General features: G+C 33.8%; 27 protein-coding genes, 1 tRNA gene and 1 pseudogene. 24 read left to right on the top strand and 5 right to left on the bottom strand.

Annotated features, from left to right (window positions below; genetic code table 11):
- Window positions 1-3 precede the first annotated feature (3 nt).
- A complete protein-coding gene (serA, locus tag ACLGLP_RS04260) occupies window positions 4-1,584 on the top strand; it encodes a phosphoglycerate dehydrogenase (RefSeq protein WP_492113690.1) in 1,581 nt (526 codons plus the stop codon).
- An 8-nt stretch (window positions 1,585-1,592) separates the two neighbouring features.
- Window positions 1,593-2,681, top strand: a complete 1,089-nt coding sequence (gene rlmN, locus ACLGLP_RS04265) for a dual-specificity RNA methyltransferase RlmN (protein WP_492113691.1) — start codon at window positions 1,593-1,595, stop codon at window positions 2,679-2,681.
- Here the strand turns inward: rlmN and amrS are convergent.
- From amrS to hemW, 3 genes are read right to left on the bottom strand one after another with little or no spacing between them, the layout of a single operon-like run.
- The gene (gene amrS / locus ACLGLP_RS04270; RefSeq protein ID WP_492113692.1) at window positions 2,634-3,650 is read right to left on the bottom strand and encodes an AmmeMemoRadiSam system radical SAM enzyme; all 1,017 of its coding nucleotides are present in this window, start codon (window positions 3,648-3,650) and stop codon (window positions 2,634-2,636) included. The two genes, rlmN and amrS, sit on opposite strands and share 48 nt — an antisense overlap.
- Window positions 3,651-3,671: 21 nt before the next feature.
- Window positions 3,672-4,418: a tRNA1(Val) (adenine(37)-N6)-methyltransferase gene (locus tag ACLGLP_RS04275; protein WP_492113693.1), complete on the bottom strand. Its 747-nt coding sequence runs from the start codon at window positions 4,416-4,418 to the stop codon at window positions 3,672-3,674.
- Window positions 4,397-5,569: a radical SAM family heme chaperone HemW gene (gene hemW / locus ACLGLP_RS04280; RefSeq protein WP_492113694.1), complete on the bottom strand. Its 1,173-nt coding sequence runs from the start codon at window positions 5,567-5,569 to the stop codon at window positions 4,397-4,399. Before hemW ends, ACLGLP_RS04275 begins: the two co-directional genes overlap by 22 nt.
- Window positions 5,570-5,614: 45 nt before the next feature.
- On the opposite strand from hemW, the gene ACLGLP_RS04285 reads away from it, so the two are divergent.
- From ACLGLP_RS04285 to ACLGLP_RS04350, 14 genes are all read left to right on the top strand, one after another.
- Complete coding sequence (locus ACLGLP_RS04285; protein WP_492113695.1) at window positions 5,615-6,712, top strand: LptF/LptG family permease; 1,098 nt, start codon at window positions 5,615-5,617, stop codon at window positions 6,710-6,712.
- Complete coding sequence (locus ACLGLP_RS04290) at window positions 6,709-7,770, top strand: LptF/LptG family permease (RefSeq protein ID WP_492113696.1); 1,062 nt, start codon at window positions 6,709-6,711, stop codon at window positions 7,768-7,770. The genes ACLGLP_RS04285 and ACLGLP_RS04290 overlap by 4 nt, the downstream gene beginning before the upstream one ends.
- A 69-nt stretch (window positions 7,771-7,839) precedes the next feature.
- Window positions 7,840-8,076 (top strand): acyl carrier protein, encoded by a 237-nt coding sequence (gene acpP / locus ACLGLP_RS04295; RefSeq protein WP_492113697.1) that lies wholly within the window; start codon window positions 7,840-7,842, stop codon window positions 8,074-8,076.
- A gap of 15 nt (window positions 8,077-8,091) precedes the next feature.
- Complete coding sequence (gene fabF / locus ACLGLP_RS04300; protein ID WP_492113698.1) at window positions 8,092-9,333, top strand: beta-ketoacyl-ACP synthase II; 1,242 nt, start codon at window positions 8,092-8,094, stop codon at window positions 9,331-9,333.
- Entirely contained in the window at window positions 9,318-9,776 is a 459-nt protein-coding gene (gene rpiB, locus ACLGLP_RS04305; RefSeq protein WP_492113699.1) for a ribose 5-phosphate isomerase B, read from the top strand. Before fabF ends, rpiB begins: the two co-directional genes overlap by 16 nt.
- Complete coding sequence (acpS, locus tag ACLGLP_RS04310; protein ID WP_492113700.1) at window positions 9,764-10,138, top strand: holo-ACP synthase; 375 nt, start codon at window positions 9,764-9,766, stop codon at window positions 10,136-10,138. The genes rpiB and acpS overlap by 13 nt, the downstream gene beginning before the upstream one ends.
- 22 nt (window positions 10,139-10,160) lie before the next feature.
- On the top strand, window positions 10,161-11,729 hold the full coding sequence (locus ACLGLP_RS04315; RefSeq protein WP_492113701.1) for an NAD(P)H-hydrate dehydratase: 1,569 nt from the start codon (window positions 10,161-10,163) through the stop codon (window positions 11,727-11,729).
- Window positions 11,716-11,994, top strand: coding sequence for a PilZ domain-containing protein (locus ACLGLP_RS04320; RefSeq protein ID WP_492113702.1), 279 nt, complete (start codon window positions 11,716-11,718; stop codon window positions 11,992-11,994). Before ACLGLP_RS04315 ends, ACLGLP_RS04320 begins: the two co-directional genes overlap by 14 nt.
- Before the next feature lie 123 nt (window positions 11,995-12,117).
- A complete protein-coding gene (locus ACLGLP_RS04325; RefSeq protein ID WP_492113703.1) occupies window positions 12,118-13,050 on the top strand; it encodes a DNA-methyltransferase in 933 nt (310 codons plus the stop codon).
- The gene (locus ACLGLP_RS04330; RefSeq protein ID WP_492113704.1) at window positions 13,019-13,516 is read left to right on the top strand and encodes a hypothetical protein; all 498 of its coding nucleotides are present in this window, start codon (window positions 13,019-13,021) and stop codon (window positions 13,514-13,516) included. The genes ACLGLP_RS04325 and ACLGLP_RS04330 overlap by 32 nt, the downstream gene beginning before the upstream one ends.
- A gap of 143 nt (window positions 13,517-13,659) precedes the next feature.
- A complete protein-coding gene (locus ACLGLP_RS04335; RefSeq protein ID WP_492113705.1) occupies window positions 13,660-13,896 on the top strand; it encodes a DUF6364 family protein in 237 nt (78 codons plus the stop codon).
- Window positions 13,897-13,915: 19 nt separating this feature from the next.
- Window positions 13,916-14,326, top strand: coding sequence for a type II toxin-antitoxin system VapC family toxin (locus ACLGLP_RS04340; RefSeq protein ID WP_492113706.1), 411 nt, complete (start codon window positions 13,916-13,918; stop codon window positions 14,324-14,326).
- Window positions 14,327-14,333: 7 nt separating this feature from the next.
- Entirely contained in the window at window positions 14,334-15,098 is a 765-nt protein-coding gene (locus tag ACLGLP_RS04345) for a prepilin peptidase (RefSeq protein ID WP_492113707.1), read from the top strand.
- Window positions 15,099-15,186: 88 nt separating this feature from the next.
- Window positions 15,187-15,327, top strand: coding sequence for a hypothetical protein (locus ACLGLP_RS04350; RefSeq protein WP_492113708.1), 141 nt, complete (start codon window positions 15,187-15,189; stop codon window positions 15,325-15,327).
- A 120-nt stretch (window positions 15,328-15,447) separates the two neighbouring features.
- Here ACLGLP_RS04350 and ACLGLP_RS04355 read toward each other — a convergent pair whose 3' ends face one another.
- The gene (locus tag ACLGLP_RS04355) at window positions 15,448-15,765 is read right to left on the bottom strand and encodes a lipid II flippase MurJ (protein ID WP_492113709.1); all 318 of its coding nucleotides are present in this window, start codon (window positions 15,763-15,765) and stop codon (window positions 15,448-15,450) included.
- Between the two features lie 81 nt (window positions 15,766-15,846).
- Between ACLGLP_RS04355 and ACLGLP_RS04360 the strand changes: the two genes are divergently transcribed.
- From ACLGLP_RS04360 to ACLGLP_RS04380, 5 genes and pseudogenes are all read left to right on the top strand, one after another.
- Window positions 15,847-17,049 (top strand): bifunctional 3,4-dihydroxy-2-butanone-4-phosphate synthase/GTP cyclohydrolase II, encoded by a 1,203-nt coding sequence (locus ACLGLP_RS04360; RefSeq protein WP_492113710.1) that lies wholly within the window; start codon window positions 15,847-15,849, stop codon window positions 17,047-17,049.
- Window positions 17,050-17,108: 59 nt separating this feature from the next.
- Window positions 17,109-17,184 (top strand) — tRNA-Phe (locus ACLGLP_RS04365).
- Window positions 17,185-17,466: 282 nt separating this feature from the next.
- On the top strand, window positions 17,467-18,936 hold the full coding sequence (locus ACLGLP_RS04370) for an acetyl-CoA carboxylase biotin carboxylase subunit (RefSeq protein WP_492113711.1): 1,470 nt from the start codon (window positions 17,467-17,469) through the stop codon (window positions 18,934-18,936).
- Between the two features lie 16 nt (window positions 18,937-18,952).
- Window positions 18,953-21,019, top strand: a pseudogene (locus tag ACLGLP_RS04375) (biotin/lipoyl-containing protein).
- 53 nt (window positions 21,020-21,072) lie between these two features.
- Window positions 21,073-21,324, top strand: a complete 252-nt coding sequence (locus ACLGLP_RS04380; RefSeq protein ID WP_492113727.1) for a nucleotidyltransferase domain-containing protein — start codon at window positions 21,073-21,075, stop codon at window positions 21,322-21,324.
- 7 nt (window positions 21,325-21,331) lie between these two features.
- Here ACLGLP_RS04380 and ACLGLP_RS04385 read toward each other — a convergent pair whose 3' ends face one another.
- Entirely contained in the window at window positions 21,332-22,744 is a 1,413-nt protein-coding gene (locus ACLGLP_RS04385; RefSeq protein WP_492112073.1) for an IS110 family RNA-guided transposase, read from the bottom strand.
- A gap of 96 nt (window positions 22,745-22,840) precedes the next feature.
- On the opposite strand from ACLGLP_RS04385, the gene ACLGLP_RS04390 reads away from it, so the two are divergent.
- The 3 genes from ACLGLP_RS04390 to rpsI all read left to right on the top strand — a co-directional run bounded on the left by ACLGLP_RS04390 (window position 22,841) and on the right by rpsI (window position 24,040).
- A complete protein-coding gene (locus ACLGLP_RS04390) occupies window positions 22,841-22,969 on the top strand; it encodes a hypothetical protein (protein WP_492112074.1) in 129 nt (42 codons plus the stop codon).
- Between the two features lie 219 nt (window positions 22,970-23,188).
- Window positions 23,189-23,635, top strand: coding sequence for a 50S ribosomal protein L13 (rplM, locus tag ACLGLP_RS04395; protein WP_492112075.1), 447 nt, complete (start codon window positions 23,189-23,191; stop codon window positions 23,633-23,635).
- Between the two features lie 15 nt (window positions 23,636-23,650).
- Entirely contained in the window at window positions 23,651-24,040 is a 390-nt protein-coding gene (gene rpsI, locus ACLGLP_RS04400) for a 30S ribosomal protein S9 (protein WP_492112076.1), read from the top strand.
- Window positions 24,041-24,048 lie beyond the last annotated feature (8 nt).

A 24,048-nucleotide genomic window follows, 5' to 3' on the forward strand; every position in this document is an offset into this window, starting at 1 on the left:
GAGATGAAGGTTTTAATTTCAGATCCTATTTCAGAAGAGGGAATTCAGATTTTAGAGAATTCGGGTCTTGAAGTCACATACAGACCAGGACTTCCTTATGAGGAACTATTAGAAATAATTCCTGAATATGATGCACTTATTATAAGGAGTGCAACTAAAGTTACGAGAGAAGTAATAGAGAGAGCTAATAATTTAAAAGTAATAGGAAGAGCTGGGACAGGTCTTGATAATGTAGATCTTCAAGCTGCTAATGAAAAAGGTATTGTAGTTATGAATGTTCCAGGAGGAAATACTTTATCTGCAGCAGAACACACTTTAGCATTACTTTTTGCTCTCGCAAGAAAAATTCCTCAAGCAGTATCGTCTTTAAAAAGTGGAAAGTGGGAAAAGAAGAAATTCATGGGTGTTGAGCTTAATAACAAAGTTCTTGGAATTATTGGTCTTGGGAGAATAGGAAGTATCGTAGCAGATAGAGCTATAGGACTTAAGATGAAAGTTATTGCCTATGATCCTTATGTTTCTCCAGATACTGCAGAAAAAAAAGGAGTAGAACTTGTAAGCTTGGAGGATCTTTATAGAAGAGCAGACTTCATAACCATTCATACGCCCCTTACTAAAGAGACTTATCATCTTATAGATGAAAAAGCTTTTTCTATGATGAAAGACGGAGTTTACATTATAAATTGTGCAAGGGGTGGAATAATAGATGAGGAAGCCCTTTATAAGGCTATGATTTCAGGTAAGGTTGCAGGTGCAGCCCTTGATGTATTTGAAAAAGAACCTGTAGACCCTAATCATCCTCTTCTTTCCTTAGACAACTTTATAGGAACTCCCCATCTTGGAGCCTCAACAGTTGAGGCTCAAAAAATTGTAGCTATAGAAATAGCTAAACAAATTGCGGATTATTTAACAAAAGGAATAATAAGAAACGCAGTAAATGTTCCTTCTTTACCACCGGAGGTTTTAAAAATTATAACTCCAATTTTGAATTTGGCAGAAAAGATGGGATTGCTTGCTGCCCAAATTGCAGAAGGAGCTATACAAGAAGTGGAAATCACTTATAAAGGAGAGATTTCTCAACTTGATACAAGACCCATAACCCTTGCTCTTGTGAAAGGGCTTCTCTCTCCTTTCCTTAAAGAAGATGTAAACTATGTTAATGCCCTTATAAGAGCAAAAGAAAGGGACATAAAAATAACAGAATCTAAAACTGAGATTTCAGAAGATTTTACCTCCTTAATCAGTGTTAAAATAAAGCATACAGAAGGTTATACGGTGGTTGAAGGAACCCTATTTGGTAAGAAAGAACCTCGTATAGTAAGAATTAATGGATTTAGACTTGATGCTTTACCAGAAGGACACATGCTTTATATTTTTAACGAAGACAGACCAGGAGTGATAGGAAAAATAGGAACTATTCTTGGTAGCCACAATTTAAATATTTCAAGAATGTATGTGGGACAGGATCCTATGAAAAAAACAAATGTCATTTTGTTGAGCTTAGATCAGCCACCTACGCAAGAAGCTTTAAAGGAATTGAGTGAACTTTCAACTGTTTACTTGGTAAAACCCTTGGAGCTTTAAATAAAAATATGGAAAAACCAAATTTAAGAAATTACAACTTAGAAGAACTTAAAGATTTAATGGAAAATTTGGGAGAACCATCTTATAGAGGGGAGCAGATTTTTCATTGGATTACCTGTAGAAACGCTGTAAGTTTTGAAGAGATGACAAATCTTCCCAAAACATTAAGAGCCAAACTTTCTGAAGAATTTTCTCTTGATTTACCAGAAATCGTTGAAAAAGAAGAAGATATGGACGAAACAGTTAAATTTGTGTTAAAACTTGATGACGGAAATTTTATTGAAACTGTTATTATTCCAGAAAGGGATCATTATACTCTTTGTGTTTCTACTCAAGTTGGATGTCCGATTGGTTGTAAATTTTGTGTCACAGGTAAACTTGGGTTTAAAAGAAACCTTAAGGTTTACGAAATTCTCTCTCAGGTTGTTCTGGCAAGAAGATACTTAAAAGAAAAAAAGGCAGAACTTCCTTTAAGAAACATCGTTTTTATGGGTATGGGAGAACCACTTTTAAATCTTAAAAATCTTTTAAAAGCTTTAAAAATACTTGCTCATCCTAAGGGATTTAATTATTCCAGAAAAAGGCTTACCGTTTCAACAGTGGGACTTATAAAAGAAATGAAAATACTCTCTCAAGAGTTTCCAGTAGCGCTTGCTCTTTCACTTCATGCTCCAACAGATGAAATAAGAAGAGAACTCATTCCCATTGCTAAAAAGTATTCAGTTAAAGAACTTATCTCAGCCTGTAAAAAATTTCCCCGTATTAAAAACAGCAGAACAACCATTGAGTACATAGTTATAAAGGGAATAAACGACAGCATTGAGTGTGCTGAAAAGCTTGCAGAACTTTTAAAGGGTTATCCATTTAAAGTAAATCTCATTCCTTTTAATCCTCATCCGGAACTTTCTTTTGAGAGACCCTCTGATGAGGATGTAGAAAGATTTCAGAAATATCTTTTATCAAAAAACATATTAACCACTATAAGAAAAAGCAAAGGACTTGGAATAAATGCTGCCTGTGGTCAGCTTGGAGCAAAATTTTTAAGATCTTTAACTCCACACCCCGTGTATAAAGAATCCGCACTTAGGGCAGGTTAAGTCAGGTTTAAGATCTACTTTTAAAACTCTAAATCCATATCTTTCAATAATTAAATGATTACATTTTGGACAGTAGGTGTTTTCATACTGATTTCCTGGAACATTTCCTACATAGATGTAGTAAAGACCTTCTTCTTTTCCTATGTAATAAGCCTTTAAAAGAGTTTCTTCTGGGGTAAAAGGCTTATTTAAAAGCTTGTAATTGGGAAAAAAGCGAGATATGTGCCAGGGAACTTCTGGACCAAGTTCAGTTTTTATGAAATTAGCAATATCTCTTAATTCTGAAGGGTCGTCATTTTCCCCTGGAATGACAAGAGTGGTTATTTCAACCCATATTCCTTGGGATTTCAAATATTTCAAATTTTCTAACACTGGCTGAAGCTTTGCTTTGCAAAATTTTTTATAGAAATCTTCTTTAAATGCTTTTAAATCTACATTGATGCCGTGAAGGTATGGTTTAATGTAATCAATAGCTTCTTTTGTCATGTATCCATTAGAAACGAACACATTTTTAAGCCCTTCTTTTACGGCAAGTTTTGCACAATCATAGGCAAATTCAAAAAAGACTGTAGGTTCGGTGTAGGTATAGGAAATGCTTTTAGCATTTTGAGCCCTGGCAGCCTTTACCACATCTTTTGCTGAGGTTTGTGTTCCAGGAATACCTCCATAAATGTGCGGATATTGAGAAATTTCCCAGTTTTGACAAAAATCGCAACGAAAATTGCAACCAACCGTAGCTATAGAGTAACTCCAGGAACCTGGCAAAAAGTGATAAAGAGGTTTTTTTTCAATAGGATCTAAGTGCTCAGCAATGACCTTTCCATAAATCAAAGAAAAAAGCACACCTTCTACATTTTTTCTAACCCCACAAATTCCCGTATGATCAGGATAAATAACACAATGATGATTGCAAAGATTACACCTCACTTTTTTATCTTCCAATTTTTCATAAAATAGCGCTTCTCTCATACCAATACTATAAGCTATTTTTCAATTTTCTTCAACATCTAATTTTTTGAAATAATTTTTAACTTCTTCTGTATAAGGTCCTTTAGGAGAGGTATATATAAAAAGGGGTGGAAGAATTCTAACTTCTTCTCCTGCATTTTTAATAGCTAATAAAAGAACAAGTCTTGCTTCTGACCCTGGATAGGAATAAACCAATCTTAAAATCTTAGGCTCAAGTTTGTGCTTTTTGAGTAAATAAATTAATTCTGCCAGTCTTAAAGCTGTAAATACAAGATAGAATCTTCCTCTATTTTTAAGAAGATTGCTTATATTTTTTAAAAATTCGTCTAAATTGAATTTTCTTTCCCTTCTTGCAATGTTTTCAATTTCGTAGGGACTTTTTCTTCCTGCTTCGCTTTTAAAATAAGGAGGATTAGAAAAGATCACATCAAAGGTTTCTCTTTTAAAAGGGCACTCTTTAATATCTCCGTGAATCACAAAGAGTCTATCTTGCATGTTATTTTCAAGTAAATTTTTTTTAAGACACTCTACAAAAATATTTTCAAGTTCTAAAGCAAAGATTTTACATTTAGAAAAGCGTTTTAAGGCGATAAGAGAAATGATCCCAGAGCCAGCTCCTACTTCTAAAATCAGCTCTTTTGGCTTTAAATTTAAAAAATGAGCAAGTAAGACAGAATCTATACCAAATCTAAATCCCTTTTCTGGCTGATAAACAGTTATAGAACCCTCTAAAAATGGGGTAGGAACTAATTCTTTAGACTTTCCCATAACATAACCGCTATCTTATTGTGAAGAAGTTTTCCTTTAAAAGTTAGCCATATTTTTTCGTCCTTTCTTTCTAATAAACTTTCTTTAATTAAAGTATTTATGCTGTCTTCAGAAATAGACAGATTATACTTAGTTTTCAATTCTTTTAGGTCTATTCCCTCTTTTAATCTTAATCCCATAAAGATGTATTCCTTAGCAAATTCGTAATCGTTGAGAGTTTCGACGATTTTAAGAGGAAGTTTTTTAAGCTTTAAGAGATTAGTTAAATAATACTTAAGATTTCTCGGATTTTCCCACCTTAAATTTTCAATTCTTGATACAGCAGAGGGTCCGATTCCCAAATAAGGTTTGAGTTTCCAATAGATAAGGTTGTGTTTACATTCAAACCCAGGAATAGCATAGTTTGAAATTTCGTACCTTTCGTATCCGTAAGTTTTTAAGGTTTCTTCAATAATTTTGCAAAATCTCATTAATTTTTTTTCATTCATAAAGTTTTTCTTATTTTTAAAAATTTTGTAAAAGGGTGTTCCCTTTTCTAAGGTTAACTCATAAAAAGAAAGATGAGTGGGTTTAAATTCTAAAATTTTTAAGATTTCCTTTTGGAGAGTTTTTTCTCCCTGTCCTTTCCATCCAAATATAAAGTCTGAGGAAAAGTTTTTAAATCCGCTTTTGATAATGTATTCAAGTGAATTAAAAACATCTTTTAAGCTGTGTATTCTTCCTAAAAACTTTAAACCTCTTTGAGATAAGCTTTGAACTCCAAGACTTATTCTGTTAAATCCAAGTTCATAAAAAGCCTTTACTTTTTCAAAAGATAGGGTTTCTGGATTTGCTTCTAAGGTGAGTTCTTCTGGAAAAAATTCAAAGTTTTGAGCTAAAAAGTTAAAAAGAGCTTCATAAAAAGAAGGAGAAAGCAAAGAAGGAGTTCCACCTCCCGCATAAAAGGTTATAAAAGAAATCTCTTTTAAGTTAAATCTTTCTTCTAAAAATTGTTTTAATAAAGTCAGTTCATTTTTAATAGCATCTAAGTAATTTTTTTCTAAAGATTTGAGAGATTTTAAAGATCTAAGGCTTAAAGAGTAAAAATCACAGTAGGGACATTTTTTAAGGCAAAAAGGAATGTGAAGGTATAAACCAGCTTTTAATTTCATTAAAGTTTCTTTAAATTTACCAAAAAAATTTTAAAATTAGACCAGATGAATACTTTTTTTAAGTATCATCTCAGAGAATACCTTTTTTATACCTTTTCTTTTTTTATAATATTTAGTAGTATTATAACTCTTATTCAAGGGATAATCAAACTTCAAGAGATTTTGGATTTAAATCCTTCTTTTGAAATTATGTTTAAGTTTTTTGTTTTGGTGTATTTTCAGCTCTTATCTTTTATTTACACTTTATCAGCCTTTATGGGAGTTCTTTTTGCAATTCACCGATTTAAGTTTGAAAAAGAAGTGCTTGCCTTCTATTCTCTTGGCTTTTCTCTAAAAGACTTTCTAAAACCTCTTATAATTTTCTCTTTAATAAGTTTGGCAATAACCTTTTTGATGCATTTTTTTCTTTTACCCTGGGCTAAAAGAAATGCAAAATTAATTCAAATATCTCTTATAAAAGCTCAGATTGAAAACCCCTTTGTAGAAAAAAGACCAATATCTTTGGGAAAGGAATATTACCTTTATGTATTAAAGTCCAAAAAAGAGGATCAAACCCAGATTTTTAAAAATATATTTCTTTTGACAAGAACCCAAGAAGGAAAAAGAGGATTTTTTATTTCTCAGAATGGAAGTTATTCTTTAAAAGAGAATTTGTTTACTCTTGTAAAGGGATGGGGAATTTTTATAGATCCTCAAAACAACATAGAAGTTTTAAAATTTGATAACTATAAGTTTAGGTTAGAGAGGAAAAATTTGGAGGAGGGATTTTATTTTAAAAGAGGAGAAAAAAGTTTTTCAGAATTGAGGGAAGATTTGAGAAAAATAAAACCAGGAACTTCTCAATATTTCAGATATCTTGAAGAATACTATCAAAGATTTTTCTTCCCTCTTTTAGCTTTCTTTCTTGTTTTTCAAGCCTTTTTTCTGGGTATTTATATTAAAACTTCTCATAGATTCTTGCTTTTTTTTATAGGTATTGCGGTTTTCTTGATTTTTAACATTACTTACAGTTTTTTTTCTTCCTTGGGAGAAAACGGAAAAATATTTCCTCTTTGGAGTTTCCTTATTTTTTACCTTATAATAAGCTTTTTACTTATTTTTCAATTTTTTGCCTTTAAAAAGTTAAAAGAAGCCTATTTATGAAAATTTACAAAAAATACCTTTTATCGGATCTCATAAAAATAAATTTACTTTTGTTGTTTATCTTTTCCTCCTTTTATTTGCTAATAGATTTTTTTGATAAACTGGGAAATTTTCTCTCTTTTAAGAAACCTTTTTATTTATTTTTAACTTACATTTTTTGGAAGTCTTTAACGAATTTATATGAATTTTTCCCTTTTGTTTGTGGATTTTCGGGAATATTACTGCTTTTGTGGTTAGCAAGGACAGGAGAACTTCTTGCTTTTCTCTCTCTGGGTTTTTCTAAAAAAGAGATTATGAGTCTGATAGGAAAGGGAATTTTCCTTTTTTCTTTATTGGGAGGAATTTTTTTGAATGTAATATTTCCAAGAGCAGCATTTTTAAGTCTTTATACTTGGGATTACAAAATTGCGGAAAAAAAAGAGCAATATCTTATATTTAACGAAGAGATTTTTGTTAGAGGAATAGATTTTTATCTTGTGGCTAAACCTTTAGAACCAGCAGGGGAATATTTAAAGGATGTATTAATTGTATTTTTAGAAAAGGAAGAGCCAAGTAAAGTTATATGGGCAAAAGAGGGTTATTACAAAGGCAAGTGGATTTTTAAAAATGTGATTGTTCAAAAAAGAGAAAAAAATTTCTCTCCAGAGATTTTTAAAACTTTGGAAGTCGAAGCAGTTTTTACTCCTCAAACTTTGGTCCTTATAGAAAAACCTATGAAATTTCTATCCTTTGGGGAACTTATAGAAAGATACAAATTTTTGAAATTAGTAAAAAGACCCTGTAACGAGGTGGCATCAGAAATATTTTTGAAGATAATTTACATTTTTGTGCCTTTATTTTTGGGTTTATTGCCCATAGTATTTTTTGTTAATAATTACACCCCTTCGCAAATAACAAACTCTTTTCTAAAAAGTTTGGCTGCCTATTTTGCTTTATTGACTACTTATTTATTTTTACAGGCACTTTTAAGGAAGGGTATTCTTTTAGCAGGTATCTTGTTAGTTTTGTTGATACTAAGTAATTTTTTAAGTTTTATCTTAATTCTAAAGAAGAAATAAAATTTTATCTTGTTTTTTTGAGAAAATCTGGTAAAAAGTAAGGAAAAATTTTTAGGCAGGAGGGTGTATATGTCTGTAGAGGAAAAAGTTATTGAAATTATTTCTCAGAAATTAAATCTTTCAAAAGACCAGATTAAACCTGAGGCTTCATTTGTAGATGATTTAGGTGCTGATTCCCTTGATCTTGTTGAGCTTGTTATGGCTATGGAAGAGGCTTTTGGAATGGAAGTTCCCGATGAAGAGGCTGAGAAATTAAGAACCGTAAAAGATGTTATAGAATATGTAAAAGCAAAAGTTGGAGAATAGCTTTAGAGGTGGATTGTGAGAAGGAGAGTGGTAGTTACAGGGCTTGGAGCAGTAACCCCTCTTGGAATAGGGGTTGAAGAGACCTGGAAAAACATAAAAGCAGGAAAATCTGGAATTGGCAGAATAACTAAATTTGACGCCTCTAATCTTCCGAGCCAGATTGCAGGAGAGGTTAAAGGATTTAAGCCCCAAGAATTTATGCCTGAAAAACTTGTTTCCCGAGTGGATACCTTTATTCAGTATGCTATAGCAGGAACCAGAATGGCATTAGAAGATGCAGGTTTGCCTTTAAGTGATCTCGGAGACGAGGTAGGTGTTATTATTGGCGTAGGAATGGGAGGAGTGGGATTAATTGAACACTATACCAGAATACTTGATGAAAAAGGATACCGAAGAGTAACCCCTTTTTTCATCCCTATGATTATTCCTAATATGGCTGCAGGTCAGGTAGCTATTCTTTTTGGAGCAAAGGGTCCAAATTCAGCAGTATGCACTGCCTGTGCTGCTGGGAACCACGCCATAGGAGAAGCATTTAGACTCATAAGAGAAGGAAGAGCTAAAGTTATGATTTGTGGTGGAACAGAAAGTATAATTACTCCGCTTTGTGTTGCTGGATTCTCTGTTATGAAGGCTTTATCCACAAGAAATGACGAGCCAGAAAAGGCATCCCGTCCTTTTGACGCAAAAAGAGACGGATTTGTTATTGCTGAAGGCTGTGGGATACTTATTTTAGAGGATCTTGAACATGCTCAGAAAAGAGGTGCTAAAATTTATGCAGAACTCATAGGTTATGGACTTAATGCGGATGCCTATCACATGACTGCTCCACCTCCAGACGGAGAGGGTGCTGCAAGGTGTATGGAACAGGCTCTTAAGGATGCAGGTGTTACCCCAGAACAGGTAGATTACATAAATGCTCACGGCACAAGCACTCCCCTTAACGATGTGGCAGAAACAAAAGCTATAAAAAAGGTGTTTAAAGAACACGCTTATAAACTAATGGTTTCTTCAACTAAATCCATGACAGGTCACTTACTTGGAGGAGCTGGTGGCCTTGAAGCGGTAATAACTGTTTTGGCACTTTACGAAGGAATTGTTCCTCCTACCATAAACTTAGAAAATCCCGATCCAGAATGCGATCTTGACTATGTTCCCAATCAGGCTCGCAAGGCTGATATAAAAATAGCACTTTCCAATGCCTTTGGCTTTGGTGGAACAAACGCCTGTTTGGTATTTAAAAAATGGGAAAATCAATAGTAATAGCCTCGGATCACGCAGGATACTATCTAAAAGAAAAAATTAAAGAGTTTCTTCAAAGCGAAAATTATCAGGTGATAGATGTTGGCTGTTTTTCTCCTGAATCGGTTGATTATCCAGAATATGGAGCTAAGGCAGTGGGAAAAATTCTCAATAAAGAAGTTGAAATAGGGATTCTTATATGTGGGACAGGGCTTGGGATGAGTATCGTTGCCAATAGATTTCCTGGAATAAGAGCAACCCTTTGTCATGAACCCTTTTCAGCTAAAATGGCAAGACTTCACAATAATGCCAATGTTCTTGTTCTTGGAGGAAGAATTATAGGAGAAGCTATGGCAGTGGAGATAGTTAAAACCTTTCTTGAAACACCCTTTGAAGGAGGTAGACACGAAAGAAGGATTAATCTCATAGAAGAGCTTGCAAAAAATAAATGGATCTCATAGGCATAGGTGTAGATTTAGTTCACATTCCAAGAATTCAAAGGCTCTTAGATCAATACGGTTTAAAATTTTTAAAAAAAGTCTTTTCTGAAGAGGAAATTGAATATGCCATAAAAAGAAAAAATGTCTCCTTTCATCTTGCATCTTCCTTTGCTTCAAAAGAAGCTTTTTTCAAAGCTATAGGAGGATATAGCCCTTTTTCCTTTAAAGAAGTTATTTTAAAAAGAGACAAAAAAACGGGAGCTCCTTTTTTAGAACTTTCTGGCAAAGCCAAAGAGGTATTTCAAAAAAAAGGGGGAAAAAAAATTTATCTTGCCTTATCTCACGAAAATGAATATACTATCAGTATAGTTATAATAATATAGTCATAATTTTAAGCTAAGCGCTATGAAAATAGTTACAGCTTCTGAAATGCAGGAACTTGATAGAGTAATTATTAATTCTGTCGGAATTCCTGCTGAGGTTTTAATGGAAAGAGCAGGGCTTGGAGTTGCCGAAAATATTATGAAATACTATCCTAAAAAAACTTATAAAAAAGTTTTAGTTATCTGTGGTCCTGGTAATAATGGCGGAGACGGAATGGTTTGTGCCCGCTATCTCTGGGATAAAGGTTACGAAGTAAAGGTAGCTCTTCTTACGGAAAAGGAAAAATACAAAGGTGAAGCTCTAACCAATTTAAAAATCCTTGAAAATTTAAAAATTCCCTTGGAAGAAGTAAAAGAAAAAACACAGCTAAAAAATTTGCTTTACTTCTTTTTGCCAGATATTATTGTTGATGCCATTTTCGGAACAGGCTTAAAAAGAAATATAGAGGGTTTTTATAAAGAGGTAATTGAGGAGATAACCGAGTACAGAGTAAAAAAAGAAATTAAAGTTGTTTCTGTTGATATACCATCTGGGATTTCAGCTGATAATGGAGAGATCTTAGGGATAGCAGTTAAGGCAGATTTAACAGTTACTTTTGAGTTTCCCAAAATAGGGCATTTTTTTTATCCGGGAAAAGAATATACCGGAAAGCTTGAAGTTGTTCCTATAGGATTTCCTTCTAAAATTATTGAAAGAGCAGACCTTAAAAGAGAGTATTTAGATTTAAGCTGGGCGAAAAAGGTTTTTAAGCCAAGAAAGGGTTATACCCATAAAGGGACTTTTGGGCATGTTCTTATTTTAGCAGGAAGCAGGGGGAAAAGTGGGGCTGGAGCACTTTGTGCTCTTGGTGCTTTAAAAGGAGGAGCAGGGCTTGTAACCCTTGCCTCAACAAAAAGTCTCCAAAAAATATACTGTTCCCTCATACCGGAAATCCTTACGGCAGGATTTGAAGAAAATGAAAAAGGAGAAATTAGTTACGAAAGTTTAGAAGAGGTTTTAGAGATTGCAAAAAATAAAAGTGTTCTTGTAGTAGGTCCTGGATTGGGTTTAAGCGAAGATGTAAAAAGGCTTCTTTTTGAGTTACTATCCAAGCTAAATATTCCTCTTGTGATAGATGCAGATGCTTTAACCCTTCTTTCAGAAAATCCTGAAATTTTGAAAAATTACAAAGCACCTAAGGTTTTAACACCTCATCCAGGTGAAGCAGTAAGGCTTCTCAAAGTTTCTAAAGATGAAATAATGAGAGACCGTTTAAAAGCTGCTGAAAATCTTTCTGAAATAACTGATTCAATAGTGGTTTTAAAGGGACCACACAGTATAGTTTATTCCCCTGATGGTAGGTGTGGTATTTCTTCTATTGATGAACCTGGGCTTTCTCAAGGAGGACAGGGAGATGTACTTTCAGGACTTATTGGAGCATTTATCTCTCAGGGATATGAACCGTTTATCGGAACATGTTTTGCAGTTTTTTTACACGGAAAGGCGGGAAGTTATTTAAGAGAAAATCTGGGACCTTTTGGCTATACTGCCACAGATGTGGCAGAGGCTATACCAAAAGTTTTAAAGGAGATTGAAAATGATAGACCTTAGAAGATATCCCAGATGTTTAACCAAGCTTAAAGCCTTCTTTCCAGGTGACGAAAATCCTTACGAAGTTTTAAATGTTTCTTATAAAGGTTGTTTTATAAAGACTGACAAAAAAATCCCCATTAACAAACTGGTGTATTTTGAAATAGAAATTCCAGATGTGGGATTGATTCCTATATATGGAGTAGTAATTCATCATGGGACTTCTGAAAGAGAAGGACTTGGAATAGAAATAGTTGACATAGATAAAAATATGCGTCCTGTATGAAATTATTATTTAAAAGCACTTTTTTACATAGAGGAAGCTAAAAGCGCATACAAAAAGGCTTTAGAGGAAATTGGAAAAGAAGAATCTTCAAAAGAACCTGGTCCAGAAGAAAATTAAATCAAAATGGAAAAAACAATAAAAACACATCACAAGTTAATTTTTGGTGATTCAGAAAATATGAAAGAATTAGAGGATGGAAGTATACACCTTGTGGTTACTTCTCCTCCTTATTTTAATGCTCCATTTGATTATCCAGATTTGTTTGAAAGTTACGAAAAATATTTAGAGAAAATGAGAGGGGTTGCAAAAGAATTAAAAAGAGTTGTTGCTGAAGGGAGAATAGTATGTATCGTATGTGATGATACACTTATAAATGGAAAAAAATATCCTATTGTTGCAGATTTAACGAAAATATATGTTGAGGAAGGATTTATTTATAGAGATAAAATTATTTGGATAAAGCCAGAGGGTTATATTCGGATAAGTAAAAGAAGTGGAGTAATTTTACAGCATCCCTATCCGATGTATTTTTATCCTGACAATATTCAAGAAACAATTCTTATTTTTCAGAATGGAAAATTTGAGTATAAAAGTATTCCAAAAGAAAGAAAAGAAGAGTCAAAAATAGATATAAAAGAGTATCAACAAAATAAGTGGTATCTAACGGTATGGAATATAACCAATGTATTACCTTTTAAAAATAGAATAGAAGAAGGAATAGCAGCTTTTCCTGAAGAAATTCCTTATAGATTGATAAAATTGTTCTCATATATAGGTGAGACTGTATTAGACCCATTTATGGGTTCTGGAACCACAAATAAAGTTGCTGCGATGCTTGGTAGAAATAGTGTTGGTTATGAAATTGACTTAGAATTGTGTGAAGTCGTAAAAGAAAAAATGGGTTTGAAGGAGAATTTACTTTTTGAGAAGAATTACGAGGTTGAAATAATTATTAGAGAAGATGCTAAACATTTAAGAACAAACTTACAAGAAAGGGTTAAAAAACAAAAATCAGTAGTAAAAAATGCCAAAAGAAAAACAGCAAGGATTATCTGATAGAGAAAAAGAAAAAGTACTAACTATTTTAGAAAAAGAGGGTAAAGTAAAGTGGCTCAAAAGATGGAAAGAACATATGGCAATTCCAAGTAATTTGGATGTATTATCGAAAGATAAAAATGAACAGGAGAAGATTTTAAGATATTTGCTTTTGAGAGTTTTAATAAATCAGCAAGCGAGATTTGAGAAAGTAAGGGAGATGTCTATCAAAATTTTAGAAGAATTTACGGATATGTTTCTTTTTGAGCCTTTTAAAATTTCAGAAAGTGAATTGTTTAGAGTTTTTAAAAGTGTTGCAGGTGAAAGAGGTTCTTTGTTATACCGAGTGGGAGCGCTGGGCGGAATAAAGCCTTTATCACTATTTTCATATCGGTTTAAGGCTTATGAGGGATTTATAAAATGGTTGAACGAGAATGGTATGAATTTTATTGATGTTATTTTAGAGCAATGCTTTCTATCTTTTTGAAGATGGATATTGTACTGAGATAGATCCAAACTGTAAAAATTGTCCAGTAAATAAAATTTGTAAAAAATATACAAAATGGACAGCTTATCAAGTGTATGGTAAAATTCAAAAAAAACAAAATTAAGACATAAGAGGTTAGGGAGATGGTGAAAAGAGTAACAGTAAGTCTTAATAAAGAAATTGTAGAAAGTTTAAAGTTGATAGCAATACAAGAAAAAAAATCTATCAGTGAAATTGTAAGAGAGGCTATAGAAGGATTTATTCTTTATCAAAAAAGGAAACAGGTAGGAGAAAATCTTTTAAATCTTGTAGAAAAAAGACCACAACTTAATAAAGAAGAAGCTTTAAAAGAGCTGGAAAGATTAAGAAGAGAGTGGTGATAAATATCAGAGAAAAAGTATGAATGGTGAAGAGTATAGAATTGGATTAGATACAGGATTCTTTATAGAACTTTTTAGTGGAAATAAACAAGCTATTAGTTTGTACAAAGCAATAGTTGAAGGTAATATAATAGGAGTAGTTTCAGTTATTGTAATTTTCGAATTAAAACGGATTGCCTTAAAGGGGGCTATAAATAAAGAGGCATATAAAATAATTGAAAATCACTGGGCAACTCTATTTCAAATTGAAAATATAGATAAAGAAATAGCATTAGAAGCTGCTTTAATATCTCATGGAACGGGTCTTCCAACTGCGGATGCGTTAATTTACATTACATATAAAAAAGCAAAATGTAAAGAGATATATACAGTAGATACAGATTTTAAGGTAATTTCAAGTAAGTTTCCAATAATAAAATATCTTTATTAAGAATAAGATGGTTTTTTTAATTTTTGTTTTTGGACTCTGTATAGGAAGTTTTTTTAATGTAGTAATTTACAGATGGAGCAAAGGGTTATCCATTAAAAATCCTATATTTTCCATATGCCCAAAGTGCGGAAAAACTCTAAAGTGGTATCACAACATCCCTCTTCTTTCTTACCTTTTTTTAAAAGGAAGGTGTGCCTACTGTAAAGAGCCCATATCTCCTATTTATCCTTTCATAGAGCTTTTAACGGCTATCCTTTTTGTTTTAACCTATTTAAAGTTTAGATCTTTTGGCTTAATTCCATTCTTAGGCTTTTCTTTTTTTGTGCTTTCTCTTATTCCAATTTCTTTTATAGACTTAAAAGTAAAAGAAATTCCTGATACATTGAGTTTAGGTCTTATTTTTGTAGGGTGGATTTTTTCTCTATTTGGATTTAATCCTTTTGTTGATTTTGAGAAAAGTTTTATATCTGGTTTAGCAGGTATAGGACTTTTATTTCTGATAAATGAAGTTTACTATCTTTTTTCCAAGAGAGAAGGCATGGGAATGGGAGATTTTAAGCTTATGGGAGGAATAGGGGCTTTTCTGGGATATAAGAGTTTTTACTCGATTTTGATAATAGCTTCGTTAACGGGCATATTTGCTTTTTTTGGGGTTTATTTCTGGTATAGGATGAAAGGTGTAGCAAAGGAATTTGATTTAAAGGCAGAAATTCCCTTTGGTCCCTTTTTAGCTCTTTCTAGCCTGATTTACCTCTTTTCTACCACATCGTAATAGATTAATGAGTTTTTCAAAGAACATGTAGGTTTCCTCTGGTCCGAAAAATTTACAAATTCCAATAAAGATTATAGCTCCTAAAGGAATGCCAAAAAGAATTTCAAAAGTTTTTGAAGAAATAAATATATTTAAAAGCTTTAATATTACAATCAATCCAAGGCTTGCAAAAATAAGGGTGAAAAGGCTTTTCAACAAAAATTTAAATTTGAGGGCTCCTAAATTATAAATAGCCATGATAAGCAAAAAACCTGCCTGAAAAACAAGAGACATGCTTGTTCCTAAAGCCACTCCGTTTATTCCTAAATTTTTTATAGTTAAAAGTATTACGTTACATTTGTAACAACTGCTATAACACTTCCAAAAGCAGGAATAACAGTTTTACCCAAAGAATAAAATAGAGGAACAGTTGTCGCTTTTTTTCTTTTCCTTGTTTTTCAAGGCTTGAACTAAAAACTTTTACAAAGGCTGAACTGAGAGCACCTTCAGCAAAAAGATCTCTTAAAAGATTGGGAATTCTATAGCCTACAACAAAGGCATCCATACTCTTTCCTGCTCCAAAAAAATAAGCAAGCACTTGCTCTCTTATAAGTCCAAGAATTCTACTTATAAAAACCGCAATCGTTACTGAAGTAGCTGAGCTTGTTATACTTTCAATTTTTTTCATCTTGCCTCTTGGCAAAAGAGTTAACAGAATTTATTATAATTAAAGTATTTTTTTAACCAACCTATAAAAGGGGGATTTTTTATGCCCATCAGCACCATTGAGGAAGCCTTAGAAGATTTAAAGGCAGGAAAAATGATAATCGTTGTTGATGATGAAGATAGAGAAAACGAAGGAGATCTGATAATACCTGCAGAAAAAGTAACTCCTGAGATTATAAACTTTATGGCAAAATACGGAAGAGGTCTTATTTGTTTAGCTATAACTCAGGAGACAGCAGAAAGGCTTGAACTTCCTCTTCAGCCAAGAAGAGGAATAGATCCTTTTGGCACAGCTTTTACGGTATCCATAGATGCAAGATATGGAATTACAACTGGAATCTCAGCTTATGATAGAGCATATACTATAAAACTTGTAATTGATGAAAACAGCAAACCTCAAGACTTTATTACTCCGGGGCATGTTTTTCCTATTATAGCTAAAAAAGGAGGAGTTCTTGTTAGAGCAGGTCATACAGAAGCAGCTGTTGATCTTGCAAGGCTTGCGGGATTTAAACCTGCAGGTGTTATCTGTGAGATTATGAAAGATGACGGCACTATGGCTCGTCTTCCTGATCTTGAAAAATTTGCGGAAGAACATGGTTTAAAAATTATTACTATAAGAGACCTCATTGCTTACAGAATAAAAAAAGAGTGTTTAGTCAAAAGAGAGGTTGAAACCTATCTTCCCACGCAATACGGGGTTTTTAAACTTATTGCTTATTCCAATCTCATTGATAATGCAACTCATATAGCCCTTGTAATGGGAGAAATTGATGAAAATCCAGTTTTAGTGAGGGTCCATTCTGAATGTTTAACTGGAGATGTTTTTGGTTCTCTTAGATGTGACTGTGGACCGCAGTTAAGAAAAGCTATGGAAATGATTGCCAAAGAGGGAAAAGGAGTTCTTCTTTATTTAAGGCAAGAAGGAAGGGGTATAGGACTTTTAAATAAACTTAAAGCTTATAAGTTGCAAGAGGAAGGAAAAGACACAGTAGAAGCTAATCTTGCTCTCGGATTTAAACCCGATTTAAGAGATTATGGAATTGGAGCACAGATTTTGAAAGATTTAGGAGTAAGACAGATGCGACTTATGACTAATAATCCAAGAAAAATAGTTGGTCTTGAGGGATACGGGATGAAAGTAGTAGAAAGGGTTCCACTTGAAATTCCTCCAAGACCTGAAAATTACAATTACTTAAAAACTAAAAAAGAAAAACTGGGACATCTTATAAGTTGTTTAAAGTAAATGTTTATTTTTAAAAACTCTTGACAAAATAGAGAAATATTATATTTTAATTATTGGTTGCCGGGGTAGCTCAGTTGGTAGAGCAGCGGACTGAAAATCCGCGTGTCCCTGGTTCGATTCCGGGCCCCGGCACCACCCAGAACTTACAATTCTTTCTTCTGATACTTCTAAAATAAAAGATCTATAAATTGTAATTTTGGAGTTTCTGCAACCTGAACATTTACAATGCCTTTTTAGCTCTTATCTTAAATACCTTACAATCTGCTTCACAAAATTTTGCTTTTTTAAGTAAATTTGAAAATTCAGAAATTTTTAGGTCAGAATTTTTTAGTATTTTTTCACAATCTGATTGCGATTTTAGTTGCTATGATGTATGTTATAATAGTTGAAATCCCTAAAAATTGAGGGAGGGAAGTAATGAAAAATAAAGAAACTAAAAAAATTAAGAAAGTTCTTATTGCTAATAGAGGGGTTCCTGCTGTAAGAATTATGAATACTTGTAGAGATAAAAAAATTAAAACAGTAGCTATTTACAGCACCCCAGATAGATTAGCTTATCATGTATTTCTTGCAGATGAAGCAGTTCATATAGGGGAGGCACCCCCTCATGAATCTTATTTGAATATGGAGAAAATTATAAAGATAGCTTTAGAAAGAGGCTGTGATGCCATCCATCCTGGTTGGGGATTTCTTGCAGAAAATCCTGATTTTGCAGAAATGGTAGAAGAAGCAGGGCTTATCTGGGTAGGTCCTCCTCCTAAAGTAATACGTTTAATGGGAGACAAAATAAAAAGCAAAAAAATTGCTCAAAGAGCAAATGTTCCCACAATTCCTGCATTGTTAAAAGTAGAAGGAGTAGAAGATATACTTAAGTGGATGGAAGAAGAAGAAATTGATTTTCCCATTATGATAAAAGCTGCAGCAGGCGGTGGTGGGAAGGGAATGGTAAGGGTTGATAACAAGGATGCTATACCTTTACTTCTTGAAAAGGCAAAATCAGAAGCAAGGAAAGCTTTCGGAGATGATAGAGTTTTTGTAGAAAAATATATTCAGAAGGGAAGACATATAGAGGTCCAAATTCTTGGTGATAAGTATGGGAAAATAGTTCATCTTTATGAAAGAGAATGTACCATTCAGAGAAGAAACCAAAAAATACTGGAAGAAGCACCTTCCCCAAGTATAAATGATGATTTAAGACAAGAAATCTGTTTTACTGCAGTAAGACTTATGAGGGAAATTGGTTATTATTCTGCAGGAACTGTAGAATTCTTACTTGATCCTCAAACAAAGAAATTTTATTTTCTTGAGGTAAATACAAGACTTCAAGTGGAGCATGGAATAACTGAACTTGCTACAGGAGTTGATATTGTAGGTTTAATGTTTGATATTGCAGAAGGAAAGCCACTTCCTTTTTCCCAGGATAACATAGTTCCCAATAGACATGCGATAGAAGTGCGAATTAATGCAGAAGATCCAAAAACTTTCAATCCTTCCTTTGGAACTATAACAAGATTAGAAATTCCACAAGGACCTGGTATAAGGGTTTCTTCAGGTGTTTATGAAGGAGCAGAGGTTCCACCTTATTATGACTCTCTTATCATGCTTGTTATGGCTGCAGGGGCAGACCGAAATGAGGCTATAAGAGTTATGGATAGAGCACTAAGTAGAGGTTTAAGAGTTGAAGGAATAAAAACTACAGCCCCACTTTTGTTAAGCATTATAAGACATCCAGAATTTATCAAAGGAAATTATTCAACAAGATTTATTGAGGAGCATTACGAAGAGCTAATTTCTATGTTTAAGGAAAAAACACCAGATGATGAAGTATTAAAAATAGCAAGATATATAGCTGAAATATCAGCTCTTGGTCCTCAGAGCTGGATGTAAAAAAAGGGGGGGAAATATGAGCTATATATTTGTAAAACCAGGAATGAGCCCGAGGGAAATAGTTCAAAAAGTAAGAGAACTTCCTGGGGTTTGTTTTGTCTCTGTGGGTATGAGAGATGCAGGACAATCTGATTATAAAAACCGTTTAAGAATATACGATTTAAAAACCCTTGCTCCTTACTATAATGAAATGGGACTTTTTGCTGCAGAGTGCCATGGTGGGGCAAGGTGGCATGTTGGAATTATGAACAGAAGAGAAAGTCCTTTTGAAGAGATAGCTATATTGAGAGAACTTATGCCAAATGTTCTTCTTCAAACACTTATTCGTGAAACCAACATGTGGGGTTATAGACCCTATCCTAAAAATATAATTGAGTACGTAGTTGAGAGAGTAGACATAGATGTGTGGAGATGTTTCTCTTTTCTAAATGATGTTAGAAATATGAGAACCGTTGCAGAAGTTGTTATGAAAAGAGGGAAACTTTTTGAACCTGCAATTTCTTATACAGTGGCTCCCTGGTTTGATACTAAGTATTACCTGAAGGTAGTCGACGAAATTATAGATCTTTGTGGAGGGACAGATGAGATAATTCTTTGTATTAAAGATATGGCAGGGGTTGGAACAGTTACTTCTATAACAGAATTGATTGATGCTATAAAACAAAAGTATCCAGAGCTTGTTATAAACTATCACAGACACATTACAGATGGGCTTGCCATGCCGGTTTTGCTTGCAGCTGCCAAAGCAGGTGCAAAAATACTTGATGTAGAAGAGGATACCCTTGTTAGATTTTACGGGCATCCCCCGATTTTGGCAGTAGAAGCACTTCTTAGAGAACACGGCATTCCTGTAAATTTAAATAGAGAAGCTGCAGAAAAGGCAGTTCAAAAGGTTAGAGAGTGGATAAGAGATTATGAATGGGCTGAATCTCCTTTTAAAGGATTTGATCATATGGTTACAAAACACAAAATGCCGGGAGGAGCCTTCCCAAGCTCTTTTGAACAGGCAGAAAAAGGAGGCTTTTTACACTATATGCCCTACATTCTGCAAGTAATGTCTCTTTACAATCAAATTGTTAAATATTTTGATGTAACTCCGGGCTCTCAAATTACTTGGGTTACCTGTAGTGGAATAGTAAATAGATATGCCAAGGAAAGAGGGGAAGAAGGAGTAAAACATGTTATAAGACTTCTTAAAAAGTTTGTAGAAGAGAAAAATCAAGACTTTTCTGCGATGGAACCAGAAGAGCAGGAAGAGTTATTACAACTATTTAGACATGCTCCAGGGGATTTTAAAAATTTAATACTTGGGCATTATGGAAGAATGCCTGTTGGTTGGCCTGATGAATGGGTTTATAAAAGCGCTTTTGGAGATCAGTGGCAAGAAAAAATAAAAGAAAGAAAAGAAACCTCACCTTTAGAGGCTATTCCAGATGAAGATCTCTCAGCATTAAGAAAACAACTTGAAGAGGAACTTGGAAGACCTGCAACAGAAGAGGAATTTATTTTATTTTTAATGCACCCTAAGGATGCTATAGAGTTTATTAAATTTAGAGAAAAGTATGGAGACGCTCCTCTTGTTTTACCCACTAAAGTATGGAGAGAAGGACTTAAAAAACCATGAGATAAAGTGGAATTTGAATACGAGGGCAAACCTTACTGTATTGAACTTGTCTCCATAGGTTCAGAGACAGATGGTGTTATTCATGTAGTTCTAAAAGTAAATAACAAAACCAGAGTTTTTGAAGTAAAGACTCCAAGAGCAAAGAAAGAAGAGGTTAAAAAGGCAACCAAACCTAATGAAATTGGAGCACCTATTAGTGGAACCATTTGGAGAATAGGTAATCCCAAGAGAGGTACTTTAAAGGTGGGAGATATTGTGCATAAGGGAGAGGAAATAGCTAATTTAGAATCTATGAAAATGGAAAATCCTATTGTAGCACCTTTTGATGCTCAAATTGTAGAGATATGTGTAAAACTTAATCAAAGGGTAGAAGAAGGACAGCTTCTTTTTGTTCTGCAACCACTTGAAACTGCAAAACCTGAAGAGCCAGAAGTAAAAATAGAAAATCTACCACATTAAATAATGCCTATTAAAACAGGACTTGCAAAGAAAAGAAAGCTTTATCTCGATTTATCTCGAAAAAAAAATTAAAAGAACTTCTTCCTCGTTTGGAAGAATTAAATCCTGAACGAGTTATTTTATTTGGCTCTTTTGTCAAAGGAAATGTTCATAAAAGTAGCGATGTAGACCTTATTATAGCAAAAGACATACCTTCTAAATTTTTAGAAAGATTAGATAGAGTTTACAAAATTTTGAATCCAGATTTTCCCAATAGACATTTTAGTTTATACTCCGGAGGAGTCAACTATCGGAAAATAGGGTAGAAAAATGTTAAACATGGCAAACACCTTCCACCGAAATATGCTTTATTCCTCTTGTAGAAGGAGCAACCAATTCAGGTTTAAAAGTTTCTCCTTTTCTCAACATTGCAAAAATTACTCTTATCAGCTTGTTTGCAAGAGCAATCATAGCCTTTCTAGCACTTCCAAAAGCCTCTTTCTTTCTTCTCCAATACTCCCAAAAAACTTTGTTCCAATTCTTAACTCCATAAGCCATCTGGTAAATAATATCCCTCAAATAAGGGCTACCTCTCTTAGATATTCCTTTTCGGCTCTCCCACTTTCCAGATTGTTTTATTACTGGCTCAAGCCCAGCATACTTTATGAGCTTGGAAGCCTTGCTAAACTTTTTAATATCTCCAATCTCAGCCAAAAATCTGTTAGCAAGATTTTTAGAAATTCCTTTTATAGAACTGATAAGTTCTCTTTCTTTAGGAGACCAATTTTTGAGAGTTTCATCAAGGAAAGTTTCAAGTTCGGCTATTTTTTCCTGAAGAAAGAAATATTCTTTAATGTGAACTTTGAGAGTAGCCTCATAACCTTTATGAGGGATGCCGATAGAGTTTTTGGCAAGGGTTTTAAGAGTTTCTGGAGTAATGGAAGGTTTTCTACCTTTTTCGGAGGTCTCAAGAAGGAAATGATGTATTCTTTTAAGAGGTGCTTTTGCAATATCCTTAGCAGAGGGGAGGTAAAAAAGCATAGTAAGGATGGCTTTAGAGAAGATTTCAACATTTTTCTCAAGTTCTGGGAAAAGGACGGAGAGGCAGGCTTTGATTTGAGTTTTTGTTTTAGCAAGTTCTTTTGTGAGTTTTTGGAGGGTTCTTGCGATGATTTTAGCATCATCTGGGATGGGAGAAGGTTTAAGAAGTTCTGGGTTTTTGAGGGCAAAGAGAGCAAGGAGGAAGGCATCTTTGGGATCAGTTTTAGAAGGAGAAGTAGCCTGATGATATTTAGCAAACTGATAGATGAATTTTGGGTTAACAATGAAGGGTTTAAAGTTTTCGGAGATGAGAAAGGAAGCAAGAGGGATGTGGTATCTGTTGGAAGATTCCATAATAATAGTTACGGGGTTAAGAGTTTGAAGGGTGGAAAGAAAATCTTGAAAGCCTTCAAGGGAGTATGGGAAGGTTCTTCGGCTGATAATTTGAGCTTTTTGGTTGATGATACAGGTTGTGAATTGATTTTTAGAGACATCAATACCGATGTAGTACATAGGCAACCTCCTTGTTATAGGAGTTTTAGTGAAATAGTCCCTCACTCCATCCTCCCGTGTGGCAAGGGCTTTAGAGCCCAACCAACTTATTCGGAGTGGAGGGACAGAGGGACAGACTCCTCTGCGGGCTTGATAGCCCAGAAAAAATGGAGTTCTTGTTCCTCGCCTTTTAAAATTTTGAAACTTAACCATGGTTATATTATAAACTAATTTACTGCAGGAGATAGAAAAAATGAAAGAAAAAAAATCCATTTATAAGGAAAGCTTTGGAAGAAGGAGTTATATTGTATGAAAGAAGGACTTAGAGCTTTAGCTAAAAAGTGGTTTAAACAAGCTGAATATGACTTAAAGGATGTTGAAAAAGCATTATCTTGGAAAAGTTTTAATTTGTGCTGTTTTATTCGATGCTTTACCTGAGGAAGTGGTTCCTTCTGAGGTATAAGCCAAAATGATGCTCAAAGTGCATTAAAGAAAGCCAGATACCTGGAGGCATGTCAGGTAAAAAATTATTGAAAACCATGGATAGATAGAATTGCTATTTTTGGAAAACTTGCCCAATAAAAGCTTGACAATTTTTTAATTTATTATAAAGTTAGGAGTGCTTTTTAGAAAACTGAAAAGGAGGGGTAATTTTTTATGAGTTCAATTTTTACTACTCAAACTCCTTGGGTTAAAAAAGAAGAAGTTAAACGGGAATGGTATATTGTTGATGCAAAAGATAAAATTTTAGGAAGACTGGCTTCCAAACTTGCCTACATTTTACAGGGTAAACATCGTCCTGATTACACTCCCCATGTAGATCAAGCAGATTTTATAGTAGTTGTTAATGCTGAAAAAATAAAACTTACAGGTAAAAAGCTTGACCAGAAGGTTTACTGGCGTCATTCCGGGTATATGGGTGGATTAAAGCTTGAAACTGCTAGAAAACTTCTGGAAAGGAAACCTGAACAGTTAATTTATTTAGCAGTAAAAAGAATGCTCCCCAGAAATAGAATGAGAAAAAAGCTTCTAAAAAAACTTAAAGTATATGCTGGTCCCAATCATCCACATTTAGCCCAGAATCCTAAACCTTTAGAGATTTAAGGAGGGTGAGAAAGAATGGAAAGAATTTATGCTACCGGAAAAAGAAAAACTGCTGTTGCAAGAGTGTGGATATATCCTGGAAATGGTGAGGTTATAGTAAATGATAAGCCTTTTAAAGAATACTTTTATGATCATATAGTTGCTGAGGATGTTATACTTGCTCCTTTTAGAATTTGCAATCTTCTCGGTAAATTTAATGTAAAATGCACAGTAGAAGGTGGAGGAAAGTCTGCTCAGGCTGAAGCCATAAGGCACGGAATTGCAAGGGCTCTGGTATCTTATATGCCTGACTTAAAGCCAGTCCTTAAAAAAGCAGGATTTCTTACCCGTGATCCTCGCGAAAAAGAAAGAAAGAAATACGGACTTAGAGGAGCAAGAAGAGGTCAACAATACTCCAAGCGTTAAAAATTTTT

Source organism: Caldimicrobium sp. SLHALR3 (assembly GCF_058692735.1).